This window comes from Micromonospora sp. NPDC049151, assembly GCF_040648395.1.
Taxonomy (GTDB): Bacteria; Actinomycetota; Actinomycetes; order Mycobacteriales; family Micromonosporaceae; genus Micromonospora.
This window is the reverse complement of the sequence record NZ_JBEZDP010000003.1, coordinates 225230-246887: the sequence shown is the minus strand read 5'-3', so window position 1 is coordinate 246887 and position 21658 is coordinate 225230. Positions and strand designations below refer to the sequence as shown.

Sequence of the window (21658 nt, the reverse complement as noted above, 5' to 3'; positions counted from 1 at the left end):
GTGCTCGCCCCGGGAGTGAAGCTGGGCAACCGCTACCGCCTCGACGAGCGGATCGCCAGCGGTGGCATGGGTGACGTGTGGCGCGGCACCGACCAGGTGCTGGGCCGTACCGTCGCGGTCAAGAGCCTGCTCCCCGCGCTGCTCGACGAACCGGGCTTCGCCGAGCGGTTCCGCGGTGAGGCCCGGACCATGGCCACCATCAACCACCCCGGCGTGGTCGACGTCTACGACTTCGGCAGCGACCAGCACATCGCGTTCCTGGTGATGGAGTACGTCGAGGGCGACGCGCTCTCCGCCACGCTCAGCCGGGTCGGCCGGCTGACCCCGGCCCGCACGATGGCCCTGCTGGCGCAGGCCGCCGACGCGTTGCACGCGGCGCACGAGAAGGGCATCGTGCACCGCGACGTGAAGCCCGGCAACCTGCTGGTCCGGCCGAACGGCACGCTCGTGCTCACCGACTTCGGCATCGCCCGCTCGGACCTGATCGGCCAGCTCACCGCCGCCGGGTCGGTGCTCGGCACCGCGTCGTACATCTCGCCGGAGCAGGCCACCGGTGCGGTCGCCACCCCCGCCTCGGACGTCTACGCGCTGGGCGTGGTCGCGTACCAGTGCCTGGCCGGCCGCCGCCCGTTCGAGGGGGACAACCCCCTCGAAATCGCCATGAAGCACGTGCGGGACGCTCCACGTGCGCTTCCGCCCGACATCCCGCCGCAGGTGCGTGCGATCGTCGAGCGGTCCATGGCGAAGGATCCGGCCGCGCGCTGGCCCAGTGCCGCCGCGCTGGCGAGCATCGCCCGGCAGGCCAAGCTCGCGCTCTCCCAGGCGGCTCGTGCCGGGCACCCGATCTCCGGCGTGCCCGCCTCACCGGCCGCGCCGGTCGCGCGGGCGCAGGTGCCGGCCGCCGTGCCGCGCCCGCAGCCGGCCCCCGCCCCGCGCCCGCAACCCCGGCCGCCCGTGTCCCCGGCCCGCCCGCCGGTCACGCCGCACCCCGCGGTGGTCGCGCACCCCGTCCCGCAGCCCCGCCCGCCGGTGGCGCCGCGCGGCGCGGCCCCCGTCCCGCAGCCCCGCCCCATGCCCCAGCACAACCCCATGGGGTACGCGCGACCGCCCGCCCCCGCACCGCCCCGGCGCTCCCGGTCCGGGCTGTGGACAACGGCGATCGTGGTGGCTGTACTGGTCATCCTCTGTTCGGGCGTGATTTCGTTCCTGTACCGGAAATACGGTGCTACCGCATCCGCTCCGGCGAGTGTGAGCGTGACCTCCGGCGCGGTGCGGCCGTACGGAGGCGACTATCCGGTCCGCACGTCGTACCGTCGTGAGGTACGCCTCCTGCCGGCCGACGGCGGTACGACGACGAGCGAAGGACGAGAGACGCGATGACAGCGCAGGCCCGCCTGCTCGGTGGCAGGTACCAGGTCGGCGAGCTGCTGGGCTACGGCGGCATGGCGGAGGTGCACCGCGGCCGTGACCTCCGGCTCGGGCGGGATGTCGCGATCAAGATGCTCCGTACCGACCTGGCCCGGGATGCCACCTTCCAGATGCGGTTCCGCCGTGAGGCGCAGAACGCCGCCTCGCTCAACCACCCGGCCATCGTCGCCGTCTACGACACCGGCGAGGAGACCGCCCCCACGGGCGAGACCCTGCCGTTCATCGTGATGGAGTTCGTCAACGGCCGGACCCTCAAGGAGGTCCTCGGCGTCGAGGGGCGGCTCCAGCCGCGCCGGGCGCTGGAGATCTGCGCCGACATGTGCGCGGCGCTGGAGTTCAGCCACCGGCACGGGATCATCCACCGGGACATCAAGCCCGGAAACGTGATGCTCACCCAGACCGGCCAGGTCAAGGTGATGGACTTCGGCATCGCCCGGGCGCTCGCCAGCGGCGCCACCACGATGACGCAGACCAGCGCTGTCATCGGCACCGCGCAATACCTGTCTCCCGAGCAGGCGCGCGGCGAGGCGGTCGACGCCCGCTCCGACGTCTACGCGGCCGGCTGCGTGCTGTTCGAGCTGCTCTGCGGCCACCCGCCGTTCGTCGGGGACAGTCCGGTCAGCGTCGCCTACCAGCACGTACGGGAACAGCCGCCGACGCCGAGCACGATCAACCCGGACGTCAACCCCGCTGTCGACGCGATCGTGCTCAAGGCGCTGTCGAAGAACCCGCTCAACCGCTACCAGAGCGCCGGCGAGATGCGGGCGGACCTGCTCCGCGCCGCCGCCGGACGCCCGGTGCTCGCCACCCCGGTGATGCCGGCCGACGAGACCATGGCGATGGGTTCCGCCGCGGGCGGCGGCTACCAGCAGGCGCAGCAGACCCAGATGATGGGCCCGCAGACCCGCCAGCAGCCGGTGGCGCGGGTCGGCGACCCGGGCAAGCGCAAGACCTCGTCCTGGGTCATCGCCGCGTTCGCCACGCTCGGTGTGCTCGCGGTGATCGCGCTCGGCACCGCGCTCTGGCTCAACCAGGCCGGCAACGAGAAGGTGTCGGTGCCGCAGTTGGTGGACCGCACGCAGGCCGACGCGCAGGCCGCGCTCAGCCAGGCCGGGCTGCGTTTCGCCCCCGGGGACCCGGTCAAGAACGCCGAGTGCAAGAAGGGCACCGTGGTCGAGCAGAACCCGCCGTTCGGCCAGCGGGTGGAGAAGAACAGCGAGGTCACGGTCCAGATCTGCGCCGGTCCGGACGACGTCACCATCCCGCAGGCCCTCAAGGGTGGCACCTTCACCAGCGTGAAGGCGACCCTGGAAGGCCTGGGGCTCACCGTGGTCCGCAAGGACGTCACCGACAGCGCCCCGAAGGAACAGGTGGTCAACGTGTCGCCCGACGAGGGCAGCACGGTGGCCCCGAACACCAAGGTGACGCTCGAGGTCTCCAAGGGCAACGTCGCCGAGGTGCCGGACGTCCGCGGCTTCACCGAGGACCAGGCGAGGAAGCAGCTTGAGAACGCCGGCTACCGGGTCAAGGTGGTCGACGGCGAAGAGGTCGAACCGGCCCAGGTGGGCAAGGTCAGCGGTCAGTCCCCGTCGCCCAATAGGAAGCTGGCCAAGGGCGAGACGGTGACCATCGAGGTCGACGTGCCGCGCGAGGAGGAGCCCACGAGCCCGACGCCGAGCGTCACCCCCAGCACGTCCCCGAGCACGCCGGGCAACGGCGGCGGCAACGGCGGCGGCAGTGGCTTCCCGTTCCCGACCATCGCGCCGACACGTACCGACCGCTGACCTTCACCTGACCGACCGACGCGGCGGCGTCCCCGATCCCGGGGCCGCCGCCGCGCTCGCATCTCCGCCCTGCTTCTCCCGTTGACCATGAACTTAGCGGCACTGAGCGTCCGATTTATCCCCGCCAACTTCATGATCGACGGAGAGGGAGGCGGATGGGGGCGGGCGGGAGGCGGCCGTCAGGCTGGGGAGAAGGCCGCCTGGCGGCGGGCGTCCACCTCGGCGGCCAGCTCCGGGGCGCGCTCCAGCGCCGCCGGGAAGCCGCAGGCGGCCAGCCAGTTCGCCAGCATCAGGTGACCGCCCTCGGTCAGCACCGACTCCGGGTGGAACTGCACACCCTCGATCGGCAGCGAACGGTGCCGCATCGCCATCACCACGCCGGAGGCGGTCCGGCCGGTGACCTCCAGCTCGTCGGGGAGCGTCTCGGGCAGTACGGCAAGCGAGTGGTAGCGGGTGGCGGTGAACGGGTCGGGCAGGCCGGCGAGCACGCCCACGCCGTCGTGGCGTACCTCAGAGGTCTTGCCGTGCAGCAGTTCCGGCGCGCGGGCGACGGTCGCGCCGAACGCCTCGCCGATCGCCTGGTGGCCGAGGCAGACGCCGAAGATCGGGAGCTTGCCGGCGTACTCGCGGATCACGTCCAGGCAGATGCCGGCCCGATCCGGGCTGCCCGGACCGGGTGACAGCAGGACGCCGGCGGCACCGGCGCGGCCCACCTCGGCGACGTCGATCTCGTCGTTGCGCCGCACGTCGCATTCGGCCCCGAGCTGGCCGAGGTACTGCACGAGGTTGAAGACGAACGAGTCGTAGTTGTCGATCACCAGAACGCGCATCGGGTCACCTGTTCGGGGTGGAGGGTGGGGCGTTGTTCGTCTCGGTGCTGTACGGCAGCTCCTCGCCGGGCGGCCCGCCGTCGCCCGGCACGCCGGAGTCCTGGGTGACCTGCACGTCGTCGAAGGGCAGCAGCGGCTCGGCCCACGGGAAGACCACGAACCAGAGCAGCGCGACGGTGGCGGTGGCGAGCAGCAGCGAGCCGATCAGCTTTCCGGGCAGCCCGAACGGCAGTTTGCGCCAGATCCACGCGTACACGGATCACGCCTCCAACTCGGCCGGGCGGCCCGCCGACTTCGCCTGCGCGTGGTCCAGCCGGGCATGGATGATCAGCCGCTGGTAGTTGTCGAACTTCGGGTTGCAGGTGGTCAGCGTGAGCAGCTTCTCGGTGGCCTTCTGGTCCGGCTTGCCCGGCACCGGCGCGACCACCTCCACCTGGGACGGCTTGACGATCCGCTGCTCGTAGACGCGGTAGACGAGCCAGTCGGACCTGGTCTCGACCACTATGGCGTCGCCGGTCGTCAGCTCGTCCAGCCGCCAAAACGTGGAGCGGATGCGGTGACCGGCGACGGAGAAGTTGCCGACCCCGCCGGGCAGGGCGCTGTCCGGGTAGTGGCCCGGGGCGTACCGGATGTCCTCCGGGTCGACCCCCTCGACCACTACCCAGTGCTTGTCGAACTTGGGGATGTAGAGGCCGGCGACCGGCTGTCCCTTGGCCGGTGGCTTCGGCGTGGCGGCCGGGCGGCTGGTCGGGCCGACAGTCGGGTCCGCGGGAGTGTCCCACTGCTGGGCGAGCTGGCTGCTCAGGTCGTTCTGGTGGGCCTCGACGAGGACCGACTTGCCCCAGATCTCGTACCCGACGAAGAGGAGCACCACGAGGCCGAAGGTGATAAGCAGCTCGCCGGTGCCGCGCACGACGGTGCGCACCCGGGAGCCGACTGTGGGACGGGTCAGCTCGGAGTGGACGCTGCGGTAGCCGTCGCCGGTCTGCTCCGGCCGCAGTCGCACCACCCGCTCGCCGCGGCGGGGACGGGGCGGCTCGGCCGGCGGGCCGTCGTCACCGGCGTCCGGCGCCGGGGGCACCGCGCCCATCAGCCCGGTCGCGTCCAGGCGGGGATCGGCGGGCGGGCGGGGAACGGCGGGCAGCACCGTTGTCGCTCCGGGGTCGACCGGCGGATTGCGGTCCGCGCCGGTCGGCCCGCCGAAACGGGGTACGCCGGGCGGCCGGGGCGAACCCCCGGAAGGCTCGCGCGCCGGTGGGCGGCGCCGGGGGTCGGCCTCCGGGTGGGAGTCGCCGATCGGCTGATGTGCCCGGCTGCCCGGCCACGGTGGCGGCGGGCCGGGCGGCGGAGTGGCCCGGGGCGGTGCGGGCGGTGGGCGGTGCGGCCGGGCGGCCGGGCCGCGCCGGACCGGGGCGGTGTGTGCGGGGCCGGCCTCGGGCCAGGGCAGGTCGAGCGGCCGTGGCGACGCCGGGGCGGGTGCCGGACGCTCGACCCGGGGAAGGAACGCGGTGGGTTCCTCCTCGCGGTCGTGACCGGCGCGTGCCCGCGGGTCGCCGCCGGTCACCGGGGCACCGTCGCCGACTGCAACGCGGTGGAGTCCTCGAAGGCGGGCACGGTGACCGTGGAGACGCGTTCGACGTACCCGAGTTGGTAGTGGTCGGCCACTTCCTTGAACACCCGCACTCCCTCAGAGGCGGCGAGCGCCCGCTGGAGTTCCGCGGGATCGCCGATTGCCACGATCTTGAAAGGAGGGGAGTAAACCCGGCCGTGCAGCAGCAGGGTGTTACCGACGCAGCGTACCGCGCTGGTGCTCAGCACGCGGACGTTCATGATTGACATGGCTTCCGCGCCGCCGGCCCAGAGCGCGTTGACCACGGCCTGGACGTCGCCCTGGTGCACCACCAGGTCGTCGTTGCTGGCACCCTTCGGCAGCGGCTGGTCGGGCCGGCGGTCGGCGTCGTTCAGCTCGACTGTCACGCCGCTGCCGGTGAGCGCGGTGAATCCGGCCGCCTGCCGGCTGGCGGCGGCCCGGTCCCGCTCGGTCTTGATCGGCCCGTCGGCGCCGGCGAGCGCTTCGGTCTGTTCCTCCACCTCGGCGCGGAGCCGGGCGGCTTTGGCCTCGCTGGCGGCGACCTCCTCGCGGCGGTCCTCGATCAGCTGGGTGAGCTGGGGCCGTCGGTCCTCACGCAGCGAGGTGCCGCCCGCGGTGGTGGCGGTGGTGGTGAACAGCAGACCGGCCGCGGCGGCGATCAGGGGTACGCCGACGGACCAGCCCGGGCGGCGCTGGCGTGCGCGCCGGGGCAGCAGGGCGGCTGCCGCGCGGCGGAGGACCTTCTGCCAGGAGGCGGCACCGGACGTGTACTCCACCGGGCGTTCCCTTTCCCGTCGTCTCGTTCCGGCCCGCGCCGGTGCGAGCCGACCTGCTCGACCCGGAAAGTCCGCTCTTTCCGGTTACTGAGTGCACCGTCCTGGCCCCATTCATGGCCTGGACGGTCCGTCGGGACTACGCTAGCTGTCGAACATTATTGGCCATGGACCGTCGCCCTCGCGCCCGGTTGTCAGGCCGGACGAGGTCGTACCCCCCTCTGGAGAGCGTCGTGCCCAAGTCTCAGGTCCGCAAGAAGAAGGTGTACACCCCGCCGACGGACGTTCGTCCGACGGCGACGGCGTCGACGCGCAAGCCTAGCCCGATCTGGCTTCCGGTCACCGCTGTCGCGTTGATCGTGGTGGGCATCGGCTGGCTGGTCGTCTACTACCTCTCGGAGCAGGCGTATCCGGTCGCCACCTGGGGTTACTGGAACCTCGCTGTGGGGTTCGGCGCGATGGTCTCGTCGCTGATCCTGCTCTCCCGCTGGCGCTGATCGGGCGCTGCCCCGCCACGGCGTAGGTCACGCCACGCCGCCCCTGCCCGGCACTTCGGTGCCACTGCACCTAAGGTGTGCGCAGGGCGGCGTGGCCTGGTGCGAGAAGACTCACGTTACTGCTGGGTAACCTTGCGCGTAGGCTGCACGGACAAAGCAGCAGACCGGGAGGCCAACTCGATGGGCAGCGTCCAGATCGTCACCACGATCCTCGCGGCCGCCATCACCGCCGTTGCGGTGTGGCTTGCGGTGCGCGCGGTCATGAAGATGACCGCCGTCATCCGGCTCGGCCAGCCCGCGCCGGAACGGTTCGGCGACAAGGGCGCGCGTACGAAGCAGATGCTGGTGGAGACCGCCGGTCACACCCGCATGTTGAAGTGGAGCGTGGTCGGGGCCGCCCACTGGTTCGTGATGGTCGGCTTCATCGTGCTGTCGCTGCTGGTGCTGGAGGCCTACTTCGAGGTGGTCTCGACCGGCGGCGGGCTGCCGATCATCGGGCACTGGACGATCTTCGGCCTGGTCACCGAGTGGATCGGCATCCTCGGCCTGATCGGCATCGTCGTGCTGATGGTGATCCGGCTGCGCAACCGGCCCGGCCGCGCGGAGAACCGGTCCCGGTTCACCGGCTCGACCATGTGGCAGGGCTACTTCGTCGAGTGGGTCGTCCTGCTGGTCCTGATCTTCGGGTTCGTGATCCGGGGCTTCAAGGTCGCCACCGACCACTTCGAGTACCCCGTCTGGGCCGCCCCGCTCAGCCACGCGGTCGGCTCGGTGCTCCCGAGCTGGGAGGCCGGCGTCAGCGTCGCCGCGCTCATCAAGATCTGCATCTCGATGACCTGGCTCATCGTGATCTCGCTGAACGTCACGATGGGCGTGGCCTGGCACCGCTTCCTGGCCTTCCCGAACATCTTCTTCAAGCGCGACCCGGAGAAGCCGGCCGGCTCCGGCCTGGGCCCGCTGCGCCCGATGACCAGCGAGGGCAAGCCGCTGGACTTCGAGGAGGCCGACCCGGAGAAGGACCAGTTCGGCGTCGCCCACGTCGAGCAGTTCACCTGGAAGGGCCTGCTCGACTTCAGCACCTGCACCGAGTGCGGTCGCTGCCAGTCGCAGTGCCCCGCCTGGAACACCGGCAAGCCGCTGTCGCCGAAGCTGCTGGTGCTGAGCCTGCGCGACCACGCGTACGCCAAGGCGCCGTACCTGCTGGCCGGCGGCGGCAAGGACCTGACCGGCGAGGAGAAGGCCACCCAGGAGCAGTTGGCCGGGGTGGACGTGCTCGCGATGGCCGAGGCGGACCGGCCGCTGATCGGCACCGCCGAGGAGGGTGGTGTCATCGACCCGGACGTGCTCTGGTCCTGCACCACCTGCGGCGCCTGCGTCGAGCAGTGCCCGGTCGACATCGAGCACGTGGACCACATCGTCGACATGCGCCGCTACCAGGTGCTGATCGAGTCGAGCTTCCCGTCCGAGGCCGGCGTCATGCTGCGCAACCTGGAGAACAAGGGCAACCCGTGGGGCGCCCCGCAGAACACCCGCGAGGACTGGACCAAGGGCCTCGGGTTCGAGGTGCCGCGCGTCGGCGAGGTCGACGACTTCGAATACCTGTTCTGGGTCGGCTGCGCCGGCGCGTTCGAGGACCGGGCCAAGAAGACCACCCGCGCGGTCGCCACGCTGCTCAACGAGGCGGGCGTCAAGTTCGCCATCCTGGGCGAGGGCGAGACCTGCTCCGGCGACCCGGCGCGGCGTATCGGCAACGAGTTCGTCTTCCAGATGCTCGCCCAGCAGAACGTCGAGACCCTCAACGAGGCGTTCGAGGGCCGGGAGAAGAACAAGCGCAAGATCGTCGCCACCTGCCCGCACTGCTTCAACACCCTGGGCAACGAGTACGGCCAGCTCGGCGGCGAGTTCGAGGTCGTGCACCACACCCAGCTGCTGGCCCACCTGGTCAGCGCCGGCAAGCTCACCCCGGTCCAGCCGGTCGACGGCGGCGTGACCTACCACGACCCGTGCTACCTGGGCCGCCACAACCGGATCTTCGCGGCCCCGCGCGAGGTGCTCGGCGATTCGATCCAGGGCGAGCTGACCGAGATGCCGCGTAACAGCGAGCGCTCCTTCTGCTGCGGCGCCGGCGGCGCCCGGATGTGGATGGAGGAGAAGATCGGCAAGCGGATCAACGTGGACCGGGTCGAGGAGGCCATGTCCACCGGCGCGAAGACCATCGCGGTCGGTTGCCCGTTCTGCTCGACGATGCTGAACGACGGCGTCAACGGCAAGGGCGCGGGCGAGCAGGTCGAGGTGGTCGACGTGGCGAGCGTGCTGCTGCGCTCGGTCAAGCCGGAGGCCCCGGCCGGTGAACCGGAGGTCGCACCCTCCGCGAGCTGAGGCGTACCCCGGCAGGAGCCGGACCACGACGGCGGCGGCACCAGTGCGGTGCCGCCGCCGTCGCGTCTCAGCCGGACGAGGCGGCGGCCACCGCGGCCGTGCTGGCGACCAGCAGCGCGGCCTGCATCTCCTCGATGGCCTTCCTGGCGGCGTCCGAGGCCCAGTCACCGGCGGCGATCTCCTCGATCCGCGCCTTGACCCGCTGCCTGGGCAGCTCACGGAAGATCTTGCGGTCCAGGCCGACCGCGCGGGTCAGCGTGAGCAGCGCGGCGGTCCGGGCGTCGACCGGGCCGTCGGTGGTGAGCGCCGCCGCCATCCGCTGCCGGGCCGCCGTCTCCGCCGGCGGCTGGGCGCCGGTCGGCGAGGGATAGCGGGTACGCGGGAAGACCAGCAGCACCTTGCCGGACTCCCGGCGCAGCACCCCGGCGTCGACGAGCCCGCCGAGCACCCGGTCCGGCAGGCCCCGGGCGAGCTTGCCGATCCAGTCCTTCGGCTTGCGCGCGCGGCCGGTTCCCACGGTCGCCAGCGCCTCGTCCAGCAGCGGTACGCCGGTCGGGGCGGGATCGGTCACCACGAGCCGCTTGTCCGCCACCTCCACCCGGCCGGCCAGGGCCAGTTCCAGCAGCACCGCCCCGGCGAGGCCGTAGCCGAGGTGCGGGCTGCCGAGCCGGTTGACGCCGTCGTCGTCGTACGCGAGCAGGACCAGTTCGTCGGTGAGCAGCAGACCGTCCATGCACACCACGCTACGGGGGGTCCACCATCGCCGTCCGCGTGCCACAATCACGCGCATCGACGGCCTTCTGCTTCTGACGCTGTTGCCACTGGTCGGTTTCGTGCTGCTGACCGCCGGCAACGCCTTCTTCGTCGCGGCCGAGTTCGCCCTGGTCACCGTCGACCGGGCGGAGATCGACAGGCGGGCCGACGAGGGCGACGGCCGGGCCGCCACGGTACGCCGCGCGCTGCGCGAGCTGTCCTTCCAGCTCTCCGGCGCGCAGCTCGGCATCACGCTCACCGCGCTGCTCACCGGCTACCTGGCCGAGCCCGCCCTGGCCCGCCTCTTCGCGCCGCTGCTGCACCCGTTCGGCGGCGCGGAACGCTTCACCGGCCTGCTCGCGCTGGCCCTGGCCACGCTCATCTCGATGCTCTTCGGCGAGCTGGTGCCGAAGAACCTCGCGCTGGCCCGCCCGATGCCCGCGGCGCTGGCCACGGCCGCGCCGATGCGGGCCTTCTCGCGCACCTTCGGCTGGCTGATCCGGCTGCTGAACGAGTCAGCGAACCGGCTGGTGCGCCGCCTCGGCGTGGAGCCGCAGGAGGAGCTGGCGAGCGCCCGTTCCCCGGAGGAGCTGGGCCTGCTCGCCGCCATCTCCGCCCGCGCGGGCGCGCTGCCGCCGGACACCGCGATGCTGCTGCGCCGGACCATCCGCTTCGGCGACAAGCGGGCCGCCGAGGCCATGACGCCCCGGGTCGACGTGACGGCGTTGCGCGCCACCGCGACGGTGGCCGAGCTGCTGGAGGCGTCCCGGCGGACCGGCCGGACCCGGTTCCCCGTCTACGAGGAGACGCTCGACCTGGTCACCGGTGTCGCGGGGGTGCCGGACGCGCTCGGCGTGCCGCTGGCCCGCCGGGCGGCCACCACTGTCGCCGCCGTGGCCCGGGAACCGGTGTACGTCCCGGAGAGCCTGAACCTGAACGGGGTGCTGGCCGCGCTCAAGGCCGCCGGGGCGGACCTGGCGATCGTGGTGGACGAGTACGGCGGCACCGACGGCGTGGTGACCGTGGAGGACCTGGTCGAGGAACTGGTCGGGGAGATCGCCGACGAGTTCGACCCGGACGCGCTGGACGGCTTCGGGCCGGTGGAGCTCACCGTGCCCGGGGGCGAGCGGACCGTCCTGGCCGACGGCGTGCTGCGCGCCGACGAGCTGGTCGAGCAGACCGGTTTCCGGCTGCCTGACGGGCCGTACGAGACGCTCGGCGGCTTCCTCATGGCGCGGCTCGGCCACATCCCGGTGCCGGGCGAGACGGTGGACGAGGCCGGGTACGAGTTCACCGTGGTGGAGGTCGACCGGCACCGGATCGAGCAGGTGCGGGTGGTGCGCCCCGAGGAGCCCGACGACGGTGCCTGAGTTACTCGTCGCAGTGGGCCTGCTGCTCGGCAACGGGTTCTTCGTGGGCAGTGAGTTCGCGCTGATCGCCTCCCGCCGTACGGTGATCGAACCGCTCGCGGCGACGTCGAAGCGGGCCCGGTGGGCACTGGCTGCGATGAACCAGATCCCGCTGATGATCGCCGGGGCGCAGCTCGGCATCACCGTCTGCTCGTTGGGCCTCGGCGCGATCGCCGAACCGGCGCTGGCCCAACTGCTGGAGCCCTCGTTCGCCGCGCTGGGACTGCCCGCCTCGGCGGTGCACCCGGTGGCGTTCGTCGTCGCGCTGGCGGTGGTGGTGTTCCTGCACACGGTGGTCGGCGAGATGGTGCCGAAGAACATCACGCTGGCCGGCCCGGAGCCGTCGGCGCTCTGGCTCGGCCCGGCGATGCTGGCGTTCTGCCTGGCCACCAAGCCGCTGCTGCTGGCGATGAAGTGGGCGGCGCGGCAGGTGCTGCGGTGGTGGCGGGTGGAGGCGACAGACGCCGTGAAGACCGTGTTCACCGCCGAGGAACTGGCCGGTCTGGTCTCCCAGGCGCGTACCGAGGGGTTGCTCGACGCCGAGGTGCACGCCCGGATCACCGGCGCGCTGGCCCTGCACAGCCGTACCGCCGCGGACGCGCTGCAACCCTGGTCCACGGTGACCACAGTGGCCGAGGACGTCTCACCGGCGTCGCTGGAGGTGCTGGCGACCCGTACCGGCCGGTCCCGCTTCCCGGTGGTGCAGCGGGCCACCCGCCGGGTGCTCGGGTTCGTGCACGTCAAGGACGTCCTCGGGTACGCGGGGGCGAGCCGCCGGGCGCCGGTGCCGGCCGCCGTCTACCGGCCGCTGGCGGTGGTGCCGCCGGACCGTACGCTGGCCGACCTGCTGCTCGCGATGCGCCGCGAACGCCGCCACATGGTGCTGGTCAGCGACGGGCGCCGGCCGATGGGCGTGGTCACGCTCGACGACGTATTGACGGCCATCGTCGGAAGATGAAACGAATACCCTTGGTGTGCAAACGATTGCGGAAACGTGATTGAGTAAACGGTCGCCTTGATTCCACCGGACGCCTTCCCTAATGTGAGGCACCGACCGCTGTGGGTCGTCTGCCTCGACCTTCCCTCTCGCGAGGCGCCCGGCGGTCGGTTGCAAAGGAGTCCGTGCCGGTGGCAACCACGCCCCCTCAACGTCACGCCCCGAGCGCGCCACCCGGCCGGCGGGCCGGGTTCCGACGGGTGGTTCACCGTCTGGTCACCCTGGTCGCGGCCGCCGCGGTCGGCGCCGGAATGCTGACGGCCCCGGCGCACGCGGCGCCGTCGGTGGACGAGATCGACGCGCAGATCGACAAGCAGTGGCAGCAGCTCGAACCCACCATCGAGCAGTTCAACAAGGTCCGCTCGCAGCTGCGCGCCAACCAGAAGAAGTCCAAGGCGCTGAAGGACAAGATGGTGCCGCTGGAGCTGGCCTCCACGCTCGCCATGAACAAGGTCGGCGACATCGCGGCCCGCTACTACATCCAGGGCCCGTCGCAGGAGCTGGGCGCGTTGCTGGTGAACTCCAAGCCGGGCGCGCTGGCCGAGCAGCTGGTCATGCTGGACCGGATCGCCGAGGACCAGCGCCGCCAGATCGCCGGTGTGCTCAAGGTGCGTGACGAGTACAACAAGCAGAAGGAGAAGCTCGACGCGCTGATCGCGCTGGAGATCAAGCAGCAGAACGATCTCGCGGCGAAGAAGAAGCAGATCGACGCGGAGATCAAGCGGCTGACCGCCATGCTGCCGGTCACCTCGATCCGCCCGGCGGGCTGCCCCGCCGTCGACGGTGTGGTGAGCAGCGCCGCGCGGACCGCGATCAAGACGGCGTGCGCCCAGGTCGGCGACCCGTACGTGTGGGGTGCCACCGGCCCGAACTCGTTCGACTGCTCCGGCCTCACCCAGTACGCGTACAAGGCGGCGGGCATCTCGCTCACCCACTTCACCGGCGCGCAGTGGAACGAGGGCCGCAAGGTGTCCCGCTCCGAGGCGAGACCGGGTGACCTGGTGTTCTTCGGCTCCGATCTGCACCACGTCGGGCTCTACCTCGGCAACGGCGTGATGGTGCACGCGCCACGTACCGGTAAACCGGTCCAGGTGTCGAGCATCAGCACGATGCCGATCGCCGGCTTCGTCCGGGTCGCCTGACCGTACCCCGTACCACCGAGAGGCCCCCGGTCCGTCACGGACCGGGGGCCTCTCGCCGTGCGGTGACGGGTCAGCGCGGCGCACCGACCGGGGACGGCAGGATCAGCACGTCGTCCAGGTTCACGAACATGATCCGGTGGCCGAACTGGACCTGCACGTAGCGGTTCTCGCCGCGTACCACGGTCCGGTCACCCGGGGCCGAACCGTCGAACGAGACGGCCCGGTAGTACTCGCCGGGCAGCACCCCGCCGACCGCGTACCGCTGGCCGGCGGCGAACGTGTACTGAAGCGGCGAGATGGTCTGGTACGGGATGGTGTCCGGGTAGGCGGCCTGCTCCGGGTAGGCCCGCCCGTACACCGGGATGGTGGCCTTGCCGGGCCGCGGGGTCACCACGAAGCCGGTGGCCCACTTCGCGGTCGGCGCGGAGGCCGGGTTGAGGAACCACGCCTTCTGGCCGAGATACCAGATCGCCGTCCAGTCACCCTGCCGGCCGGCGAGCGCGTACGTCTGACCGGCCGAGGCGCGGGCGCCGTGGTCGGAGATGTACATCGTGTCCGGCGTGCCGTCCGGGCGCAGCCCGAGGTCGTTGACGAGCGGGGCGTCCGGGCTCGGCGCGGTCCGCAGGATCACCGACGAGGAGCCGCGCGACGGGCACGGCTCGGCCGGCGGCCTGGGCGTCGGGACGCCCGGCGGCTGCTGGTTGCAGCCGGTGAACGCCGGCCGGTTGGTGGCGAAGTCCGGGTCGATGGTGACCAGACCGGTCCGCGCGGTGCCGGTGGTGCGGAACGGCGCCTTCATCAGGTCGAAGTAGTGCGACCAGTCCCAGTACGGTCCCGGGTCCCAGTGCATGCCGCCCACCGCGCCGGCGTTGATGCCGGGCACGTTGTCGTGGCCGATGATGTGCTGCCGGTCCATCGGGATGCCGAGCTTCAGCGCCAGGTGGCGCACCAGCTTGGCGGAGGTGCGGTACATCGCCTCGGTGTACCAGGTGCCCTGACCGGCGAAGCCCTCGTGCTCCAGGCCGATGGACTTCGCGTTGACGTACCAGTTGCCGGCGTGCCAGCCGACGTCCTTGGTCTTGATGTGCTGGGCGATGTAGCCGTCCACCGAGCGCAGCGTGTAGTGCCAGCCCAGGTAGTCGGCCCGCTTCACCAGGTCGACGCTCGGGCCGAAGTAGCCCTCGGTGTCGTGGATGACGATGTACTCGATCTTCTGCTGCTTCGGCCGGTCGCCAAGATCGTGGTTGCCGTAGTCACCCGGGTCGTCGCTGAGCTGCTCGTACGGCGCGGGGATCCACTCACAGGCCAGCCGCACCGGGCACTCCAGCCCGTCCGGCCGCTCGGCGTTACGCAAACCGAGCCGGGCCAGCCGGGAGCGGTCCGGCGTCGCGGCGGTGGCGGCGAGCGTGACCCGCTGGCCGTCGTCGGTGGTCCGGCTGGCGCCCTGGCCGAGCTGGTCGTACACCTCGTCGGCGAAGGCCGCCGCGCCGTCGGTGGTGTCCGCGCCGGAGTACCGGGCCACCGCGCCGTACCAGGCCGCCGGGTCGGTGCCGGCGCCGACCGGCCCGCCCAGAGCCTTCTGGTACGACGCCAGCAGCGCCGCGCCACCGCGGATGTTCGCGGCCGGGTCGGTCCGCAGCGTCCCGGCGTCGAGCCCGGTGAGCGCGGCGGCGGCGTCGAGCGTCTGGAGCGAGGCGGGCGGCAGCGGGGCCTCCCGCTCCGGCGTGGCGGCCGTGGCCGGGTCGAGCTTCAGTGGACGGGAGTCGTCGCCGCGCGGGTCCTCGTCCTCGTCGACGTGGGCGCTGCCCGGCATGGCGAGGATGTGCGCGGCGTCGGTCAGGTGCATCGGGCCGTAGCCGCCGCTGGTGCTCGGCTGCCCGGTGTGGGTGTCCCAGCGGGACTCCAGATAGGAGACACCGAGCAGCACGTTCTGCGGGACGCCGTACTCGGCGGCCGCGGCGGCGTATTGTTGTTGCCTGTCGCTCGCGGGCGGGGACGTGTCCGGCGCGGCGGTCACCGGGCCGGTCGTCGCCAGCGCGGTGGCGGTGGCCACGGCGGCGGCGAGCAGTATCCGTCTGCCCGACGGCGGGGCGGAGAGGTGCATCGAACCTCCTGGACAGGGATGGGGGTCACTGCGTCTCCACCCTCACTCCGCACACCCGTGACGGTCAATACCTTTCCAGTAAGTAATCAGCCGTGAAAGAAAATTTCACTTCCGTCAGTGGTTCGCCGCCGGATCGCGTACGGAGTGTCACGTCGCTGGAAGTTGCGGATCGATAACGGTGGTCCCTACTCTGGTGAATCGTCGGCCGTACGTCTCACCGTCCAACCCGGTCGGTGACGGACCGGCACCGCCGAGTCGCCCGCGGGCGAGCCGGGGAACCAGGTACCTGGGGTGAATCCGCAGCGATGCGGTAGGGCGGCTCCCTTCCCGCCCGAATCCGTCAGCTAACCCGGTAGGCGGAACTGAAGAAGGAGTACGGACGCCGGTGGCACTCCATGCCCCGCGGCCGTCGTCGAGCCGGTCTGTCGACCGGTCCACGGCTGTGCCGCGTACCCGCTGGTCCCGCTTCACCACCGCCCTCGCCGCCCTGGTCGGCACCGCTGTCGTCCTGACCGGTGGCGCCACCGCGGCACACGCCGAACCCTCGGTCGCCGAGATCGAGGCCCAGATCGACCGCGACTGGAACAAGCTCGAACCGGTCATCGAACAGGTCAACGCCGTACGCGAACAGCTCGCCGCGCGGCGCGAGCAGGCCGACGCGCTCGGCCGGCAGATCGCGCCCCTCCAGGCCCGGGTGGACGCCGCGCTCGGCCAGGTCGGCGGGCTCGCCGCCGACGCCTACAAGGGCGACAACCTCTCCACCGTCAACGCGCTGCTGGGCAGCCGCTCACCGGGTGACCTGGTCAACGGCCTGGAACTGCTCGACCGCTTCGCGCACCGGCAGCACGAGCAGGTGCGCTCCGTCGCCGCGCTGCGCGACGAACTGGCGGCGAAGAAGAAGCCGCTGGACGAGATGATCGCCGGGCTGGCGCGCACCGAGGCCCAGCTCGCGGCGAAGAAGAAGCAGATCGACGCCGAGATCGCCCGGCTGCAGAAGCTGCGGCTCAAGGTGTACGGCAAGGGCGGCGGCGGCCCGCTGCGCCCGGCGCCCTGCCCGGCCGGTTACCCCGGTGGCGCGGCCGGTGCGGCGGTCAAGTTCGCCTGCGCCCAGATCGGCAAGATCTACGTCTGGGGCGCGGCCGGGCCGGACCACTTCGACTGCTCGGGCCTGACCATGGCGGCGTGGGCCAAGGGCGGCGTGTCGCTGCCGCACAACGCACGCCAGCAGCACGGCGTGACGAAGCGGATCGGCCGTGCCGAGCTGCGTGCCGGTGATCTCGTCTTCTACTACGGCGACCTGCACCACGTGGCGATGTACGTGGGCGACGGCTGGGTGGTGCACGCCTCCCAGTCGGGCAAGCCCATCACGATGAAGCGGGTCGACGACGGCGACATCAACAGCTACGGCCGGGTGTAAGGAAGGGCCCCCTCTTAACGCCTCCGGTAGAGGAGGGGGCCCTTCTTAACAACTGCGGGCGTCCGTCAGCGCGTCGGCCAGGTGCGCCAGCTCTGCCAGGACCGGCTCGGCGTCGGGCCGCGCTGCCCCTGGTAACGCGAGCCGTAGACGGCCGAGCCGTACGGGTGCTCGGCCGGCGAGGAGAGCCGGAAGATGCAGAGCTGGCCGATCTTCATGCCCGGCCAGAGCGTGATCGGCAGGTTCGCCACGTTCGACAGCTCCAGCGTGACGTGGCCGGAGAAGCCCGGGTCGATGAATCCGGCCGTCGAGTGGGTCAGCAGCCCCAGCCGCCCCAGGCTCGACTTGCCCTCCAGCCTCCCGGCGAGCTGGTCGCCCAGCGAGATCACCTCAAGCGTGGAGGCGAGCACGAACTCGCCCGGGTGCAGCACGAACGGCTGTCCCTCCGGCACCTCGACCATCGAGGTCAGGTCGTCCTGCTGCTTCGACGGGTCGATGTGTGTGTAGAGATGGTTGTTGAAGACCCGGAACAGCCGGTCCAGGCGTACGTCGATGCTCGACGGCTGCACCAGCGTCGGCTCGAAGGGCTCCAGCGCGAGCGTGCCGGCCTTGATCTCGGAGACCAGGTCGCGGTCGGAGAGCAGCATCCGAACACCATAGCGACCGGTATGGGTGACCTGCGTGTCGCACTACATCTTCGTACACGTGTTCGATAGAGTGTCCACATGGCTTCCTGGTCCGAATTCGCCGCCGACGAGCCCCGCCTCGCCGACGAGATCCGCCTCCTGATGCAGCAGTATGGGCCGGGCTTCGGCTACCTCGCCACGGTCCGCGCCGACGGCGGCCCCCGGGTCCACCCGGTCTCCCCGGTGATCACCGCAGACGGGCTCTGGTGCTTCGTCGTCGACTCGCCGAAGCGCCGCGACCTCGAACGCGACGGCCGCTACGCGCTGCACTCGTTCCCGCCGGAGGAGAGCGACGACGAGGCGTACATCGCGGGGCGCGCGCGGCAGGTGACCGACCCTGCCACGGTGACGCGGCTGGCCCGGATCGCCCGCGCGGCGCCGCAGGGCGACTGGCGGCTGTTCGAGTTCACTGTCGAGGCGGCGATGCTGACCCGGCGCGACCCGGTGGCCCAGCCCGGCGCCGCCCCGCCGCAGGTGCGGGTGTGGCTCGATCCGCGCGGGGTCGAACCGGCCCGGCGTGACCCGGTTGCCGCCGAGGGCCTTCGCGGCCGGCACGGCTTCGACACCCGCCGCCCGGCCGCCTGACCCGGCCCACGACGAACGGTGCCGGCCCGTCCGAGGACAGGGCCGGCACCGGTGTACGCGGTACGACGGTCAGGCTGCGCGGTAGGCGTTCCACGCGGTAAGCATGCGGCTCGCCTGGCCGGCGGTGAACTGGTACATGCAGGAGTCGTACGTGTAGTCCATGAAGTTGGTGATCGGGTCCTTGCCGGCGGTCGAGCAGGTGTCCCGGCCGGTCGGGCACTGGTACGCCGGGGACGCTTCGGCCGGGGTGTCGGAGACGCTGTCGCCCGAGCCGGAGCAGCCGCCCTGGAAGGTGTGGTAGAGGTTCAGCCAGTGGCCGACCTCGTGGGTGCCGGTGTCACCCTGGTTGTAGTTGGTCGCGGTGCCGCCGGGCAGCGACTCGTTGAGCACCACCACGCCGTCCATCTTGTCCAGCGTCCGCTTCGGGAACGTCGCCCAGCCCAGCAGGCTGTCGCTCAGCTCGCCCAGGTAGATGTTCAGCGTGTTCTTGCCGCCCTCACGCAGCGAGGTCTTCATCGAGCGCTCGGCGGAGGAACCCTGCACGATCGGGTACCACGACGGGTTCGTCACCCGGTTGATCTTCGTGAGCTGGAACCCGAACGCGGTGGCGGCGCCGCCGGTCGAGCCCGCGTACGACTGGTTCAGCACGGTGATCTGCTGGTTGATCATTGAGTCGGTGATGTTGCCACCGGCCCGGGTGCTGTTCTCCTGGATGACGTGCACGACGACCGGGATCGTCACGGTGGCCAGCGGGGCCACGGCGCCGGTCCGGAAGTTGGCCCGCTCGCGCTGCGCGGCGGCGAGGTCGGCCTCACGGTCACGGACCTGCTGGGCGGTCAGGTGGTTGGGGTCGAGCTTGGCGTTGCCGCCCTTCGCGACGCGGGCGTTCGCGTGCTCGTCGGCGTGGGCGTCGGCCGGCTCGGCGCAGGTGCCGGCCGGGGCGGCCGAGAAGGCCGAAGCAGCGGGGACGACGCCGACGGCGGCGGTGCTGAGCAGCAGCGCGAGGGTCGACGTCGCGACACCGGCGGTACGCCGGGTCAGCAGGTTGGGACGGAGTCCCATGGGCCCACCTCTTTCTGACGGCGTGCCAGGGGGTGTGTCACGCCGGTTCGGAAACGTGGGGCAGACGTTACATCCCATCGACGCATTTGAGAACGCCCATACGTTTCCGACGTGCAACTTCGCGCGTGGGGGGTACCTGGGTGCACGGGCGTGGTGACCTCAGGTAGAGTGATGCCGCCTGCGGGTGTAGTTCAATGGCAGAACATCAGCTTCCCAAGCTGACAGTGCGGGTTCGATTCCCGTCACCCGCTCCAACGTGAGGCCCCAGCTCAGGACGTGTTTCCTGGCTGGGGCCTCAGTCGTTCCTACTGCTTCTTGCGCTGGCCGTACCGGTCACGGCCCTTCTTGATCTGTTCGCTGAGCCCGCTCGCCGCAGTCGCCCAGGTTCAGTGCGGCGATGAGTTGCGGGTCGTGGCCGGGTCTACCGGTTGACGGAGCGGCAACCGGAGGAGCAGACCCATGGGCAAGTTGATCGCGACCGAGTTCCTGACCCTCGACGGCGTGGCGCAGGCGCCCGGCGAGCCCGACGAGGACCGTGAGGGCGGCTTCAGTCACGGCGGCTGGCAGATGCCGCTGCTCGACGAGGCGTCCGGCGCGGCGATGTTCCAGCAGGCGAGCGGCATGGACGCGCTGCTGCTGGGCCGCAAGACGTACGACATCTTCGCCGGCTACTGGCCGAAGGCACCAGCGGACATCCCCTTCACCGGCCTGCTGAACGGCGTACCGAAGTACGTGGCCAGCCGTACGCTCGCCGAGCCGCTGACCTGGGCGAACTCGACTCTGGTGGACGGTGACCTGGCCGAGCGCGTCGCCGAGATGAAGGACCGTCACGCGGAGGTCCACGTGATCGGCAGCCTGGACCTGATGCGGTCGCTGCTGCGCCACGGCCTCGTCGACCGGCTCAACCTGTGGCTGTACCCGGTGGTGCTCGGCACCGGCAAGCGCCTGTTCGGCGAGGGGACGGTGCCGACCGCGCTGCGGCTCACCGAGTCGGTCATCCATGCCCACGGCGCGCTGCGACTGACGTACGAGCCGGTCGGCGCGCCCACCTACGGGGACGCGGCCGCGTAGGGCGCGTCAAGGGCGAGGACGTGCCGGTCTCCGATGCGGGAGACCTTCTATGCCGTGTTCGCGCCGGACGGGAGCCGGTAGCGACGCCGCTGTGGCTCCGGCGTCGCCCCCACGGTCGGCGGATCGACTGCCACAATGCGGCGTGCGTTCACGTCTGCGGATGATCAGGGTGACGACCACGCCGGTCCAGGTGCGGGAGACGGCCACCGTCGACCTGCCCACCAGTGCGGAGGCGGCCTTCGACTTCATGTGGGACCCGGCGTCGTCAGTGGTGCTGCACGATTCGGTGGAGCTCGGCGTCACGCTGCCCGGCCCGAAGGGAGTCGGCGAGATCCAGGCGTTCGTGCGCCGGACCCCCATGGGCCGGATGGGCGACATCCTGGAGGTCGTCGAGATGGAGCCGGGTCGTCGTGCCGTCACCCGTACCCTCATGGCTGCCTGCCCCGGCGGTGCCGAGCTCACAGTCGTGCCGCTCGGACCTGACTCGTGCCGTCTCACCCAGGCGCTCTGGGTGGAGCTTCCGGCGGGCATGCCGGTGGGGACCGGAGCGCGGGTGCGCCACGAGTACCGGACGCACCTGGCGGACCTGACACGAGGGCTCGCGGCCTGGGCCGCTCACGCGCCCCGGGTCGCCGGCCCTTAACGATCGGGCCGCTCGCGGAGGTCTAGTACGTGCCGCAGGCCGGGCTCCCCGTCGAGATCCACCTCGCAGTCGGACACCGCGCCGTCGAGCACGAACCCGGCACGCCGGAGCACCGCCAGCGAGGCCGGGTTCGCCAGCGCCGCCGAGGCGACCAGCCGGCGCAGGCCGTACTCGGTGCGGGCCAGTTCGCAGACGCGCCGTACGCCCTCACTCGCGAGCCCGCGCCCGGCGGCGCGCTCGGCCACCCGGTAGCCCAGCTCGGCGCTGCCGCCTGCGACGTCGACCAGGTTGAACCGCCCGAGCACGGTGCCGTGGTCGCCGACCAGTACGTGGAAGTGGCAGGTGCCGCGTTCCTGCTCGTCCAGCAGGGCCGCGTGCCGGGCGGCGTACCCGGTGAAGTAGTCGTCGCCCCGGTCGGGGACGTACCGGGCGAAGTACGCCCGGTTCTCCCGCTCGAACCGCAGCACGGCGGGTGCGTGGTGGGCGGCGAGTCGTTCCAGCTGCGGCATC

At 71.5% G+C, this 21658-nt stretch carries 20 protein-coding genes, 1 tRNA gene and 1 riboswitch; of the genes, 12 read left to right on the top strand and 9 right to left on the bottom strand.

The genetic code is table 11. The features are described from left to right. Positions 1-1380, top strand: coding sequence for a protein kinase (locus AB0B20_RS06195; RefSeq protein ID WP_357468553.1), 1380 nt, complete (start codon positions 1-3; stop codon positions 1378-1380). Further along, positions 1377-3212: a Stk1 family PASTA domain-containing Ser/Thr kinase gene (gene pknB, locus AB0B20_RS06190; protein ID WP_357385310.1), complete on the top strand. Its 1836-nt coding sequence runs from the start codon at positions 1377-1379 to the stop codon at positions 3210-3212. Before AB0B20_RS06195 ends, pknB begins: the two co-directional genes overlap by 4 nt. A gap of 179 nt (positions 3213-3391) precedes the next feature. Here pknB and AB0B20_RS06185 read toward each other — a convergent pair whose 3' ends face one another. From AB0B20_RS06185 to AB0B20_RS06170, 4 genes are read right to left on the bottom strand one after another with little or no spacing between them, the layout of a single operon-like run. After that, positions 3392-4042 carry an aminodeoxychorismate/anthranilate synthase component II gene (locus AB0B20_RS06185; RefSeq protein ID WP_357385308.1) on the bottom strand — a complete coding sequence of 217 codons (651 nt, stop codon included), beginning with the start codon at positions 4040-4042 and terminating at the stop codon, positions 3392-3394. Positions 4043-4046: 4 nt separating this feature from the next. Continuing rightward, entirely contained in the window at positions 4047-4298 is a 252-nt protein-coding gene (locus AB0B20_RS06180; protein WP_357385306.1) for a hypothetical protein, read from the bottom strand. 3 nt (positions 4299-4301) lie between these two features. Beyond that, complete coding sequence (locus tag AB0B20_RS06175; RefSeq protein ID WP_357468550.1) at positions 4302-5606, bottom strand: class E sortase; 1305 nt, start codon at positions 5604-5606, stop codon at positions 4302-4304. Next, positions 5603-6409, bottom strand: coding sequence for a DUF881 domain-containing protein (locus AB0B20_RS06170; RefSeq protein WP_145824166.1), 807 nt, complete (start codon positions 6407-6409; stop codon positions 5603-5605). Before AB0B20_RS06170 ends, AB0B20_RS06175 begins: the two co-directional genes overlap by 4 nt. 230 nt (positions 6410-6639) lie before the next feature. Here AB0B20_RS06170 and AB0B20_RS06165 point away from each other — a divergent pair, with 230 nt between their 5' ends. Both AB0B20_RS06165 and AB0B20_RS06160 read left to right on the top strand, forming a co-directional pair. Next, entirely contained in the window at positions 6640-6903 is a 264-nt protein-coding gene (locus tag AB0B20_RS06165; protein ID WP_357385302.1) for a cell division protein CrgA, read from the top strand. 180 nt (positions 6904-7083) lie between these two features. After that, entirely contained in the window at positions 7084-9282 is a 2199-nt protein-coding gene (locus AB0B20_RS06160; protein WP_357385300.1) for a (Fe-S)-binding protein, read from the top strand. A gap of 67 nt (positions 9283-9349) precedes the next feature. Here the strand turns inward: AB0B20_RS06160 and AB0B20_RS06155 are convergent, their stop codons facing one another. Beyond that, complete coding sequence (locus AB0B20_RS06155) at positions 9350-10015, bottom strand: GPP34 family phosphoprotein (protein WP_357468547.1); 666 nt, start codon at positions 10013-10015, stop codon at positions 9350-9352. Between the two features lie 82 nt (positions 10016-10097). Here AB0B20_RS06155 and AB0B20_RS06150 point away from each other — a divergent pair, with 82 nt between their 5' ends. From AB0B20_RS06150 to AB0B20_RS06140, 3 genes are all read left to right on the top strand, one after another. Next, entirely contained in the window at positions 10098-11405 is a 1308-nt protein-coding gene (locus tag AB0B20_RS06150) for a hemolysin family protein (RefSeq protein WP_357385296.1), read from the top strand. Further along, positions 11398-12402 carry a hemolysin family protein gene (locus AB0B20_RS06145; RefSeq protein ID WP_357468544.1) on the top strand — a complete coding sequence of 335 codons (1005 nt, stop codon included), beginning with the start codon at positions 11398-11400 and terminating at the stop codon, positions 12400-12402. Before AB0B20_RS06150 ends, AB0B20_RS06145 begins: the two co-directional genes overlap by 8 nt. Positions 12403-12566: 164 nt before the next feature. Next, positions 12567-13583, top strand: a complete 1017-nt coding sequence (locus AB0B20_RS06140) for an NlpC/P60 family protein (RefSeq protein ID WP_357468541.1) — start codon at positions 12567-12569, stop codon at positions 13581-13583. A gap of 70 nt (positions 13584-13653) precedes the next feature. On the opposite strand, the gene AB0B20_RS06135 is transcribed toward AB0B20_RS06140, so the two are convergent. Beyond that, positions 13654-15687: a peptidoglycan recognition family protein gene (locus AB0B20_RS06135; protein WP_357468536.1), complete on the bottom strand. Its 2034-nt coding sequence runs from the start codon at positions 15685-15687 to the stop codon at positions 13654-13656. Positions 15688-15925: 238 nt separating this feature from the next. Further along, positions 15926-16061, top strand: a riboswitch (cyclic di-AMP (ydaO/yuaA leader). Positions 16062-16072: 11 nt separating this feature from the next. On the opposite strand from AB0B20_RS06135, the gene AB0B20_RS06130 reads away from it, so the two are divergent. Continuing rightward, complete coding sequence (locus AB0B20_RS06130; RefSeq protein WP_357468533.1) at positions 16073-17104, top strand: NlpC/P60 family protein; 1032 nt, start codon at positions 16073-16075, stop codon at positions 17102-17104. Positions 17105-17169: 65 nt separating this feature from the next. Here AB0B20_RS06130 and dcd read toward each other — a convergent pair whose 3' ends face one another. Further along, positions 17170-17748 (bottom strand): dCTP deaminase, encoded by a 579-nt coding sequence (gene dcd / locus AB0B20_RS06125; protein ID WP_354866296.1) that lies wholly within the window; start codon positions 17746-17748, stop codon positions 17170-17172. 78 nt (positions 17749-17826) lie between these two features. On the opposite strand from dcd, the gene AB0B20_RS06120 reads away from it, so the two are divergent. Continuing rightward, entirely contained in the window at positions 17827-18372 is a 546-nt protein-coding gene (locus tag AB0B20_RS06120) for a pyridoxamine 5'-phosphate oxidase family protein (protein WP_357468530.1), read from the top strand. Between the two features lie 69 nt (positions 18373-18441). Here AB0B20_RS06120 and AB0B20_RS06115 read toward each other — a convergent pair whose 3' ends face one another. Beyond that, a complete protein-coding gene (locus AB0B20_RS06115) occupies positions 18442-19434 on the bottom strand; it encodes a zinc metalloprotease (protein ID WP_357385284.1) in 993 nt (330 codons plus the stop codon). Positions 19435-19614: 180 nt separating this feature from the next. Between AB0B20_RS06115 and AB0B20_RS06110 the strand changes: the two genes are divergently transcribed. The 3 genes from AB0B20_RS06110 (at position 19615) to AB0B20_RS06100 (ending at position 21148) form a co-directional block, all read left to right on the top strand. Continuing rightward, a tRNA-Gly gene (locus tag AB0B20_RS06110) sits at positions 19615-19688 on the top strand. Between the two features lie 205 nt (positions 19689-19893). Then, a complete protein-coding gene (locus tag AB0B20_RS06105) occupies positions 19894-20505 on the top strand; it encodes a dihydrofolate reductase family protein (protein ID WP_357468525.1) in 612 nt (203 codons plus the stop codon). A 160-nt stretch (positions 20506-20665) separates the two neighbouring features. After that, a complete protein-coding gene (locus AB0B20_RS06100; RefSeq protein WP_357468522.1) occupies positions 20666-21148 on the top strand; it encodes an SRPBCC family protein in 483 nt (160 codons plus the stop codon). Here the strand turns inward: AB0B20_RS06100 and AB0B20_RS06095 are convergent. Further along, positions 21145-21657, bottom strand: a complete 513-nt coding sequence (locus AB0B20_RS06095; RefSeq protein ID WP_357468519.1) for a GNAT family N-acetyltransferase — start codon at positions 21655-21657, stop codon at positions 21145-21147. The genes AB0B20_RS06100 and AB0B20_RS06095 overlap by 4 nt on opposite strands. Between the last annotated feature and the right edge of the window lies 1 nt (position 21658).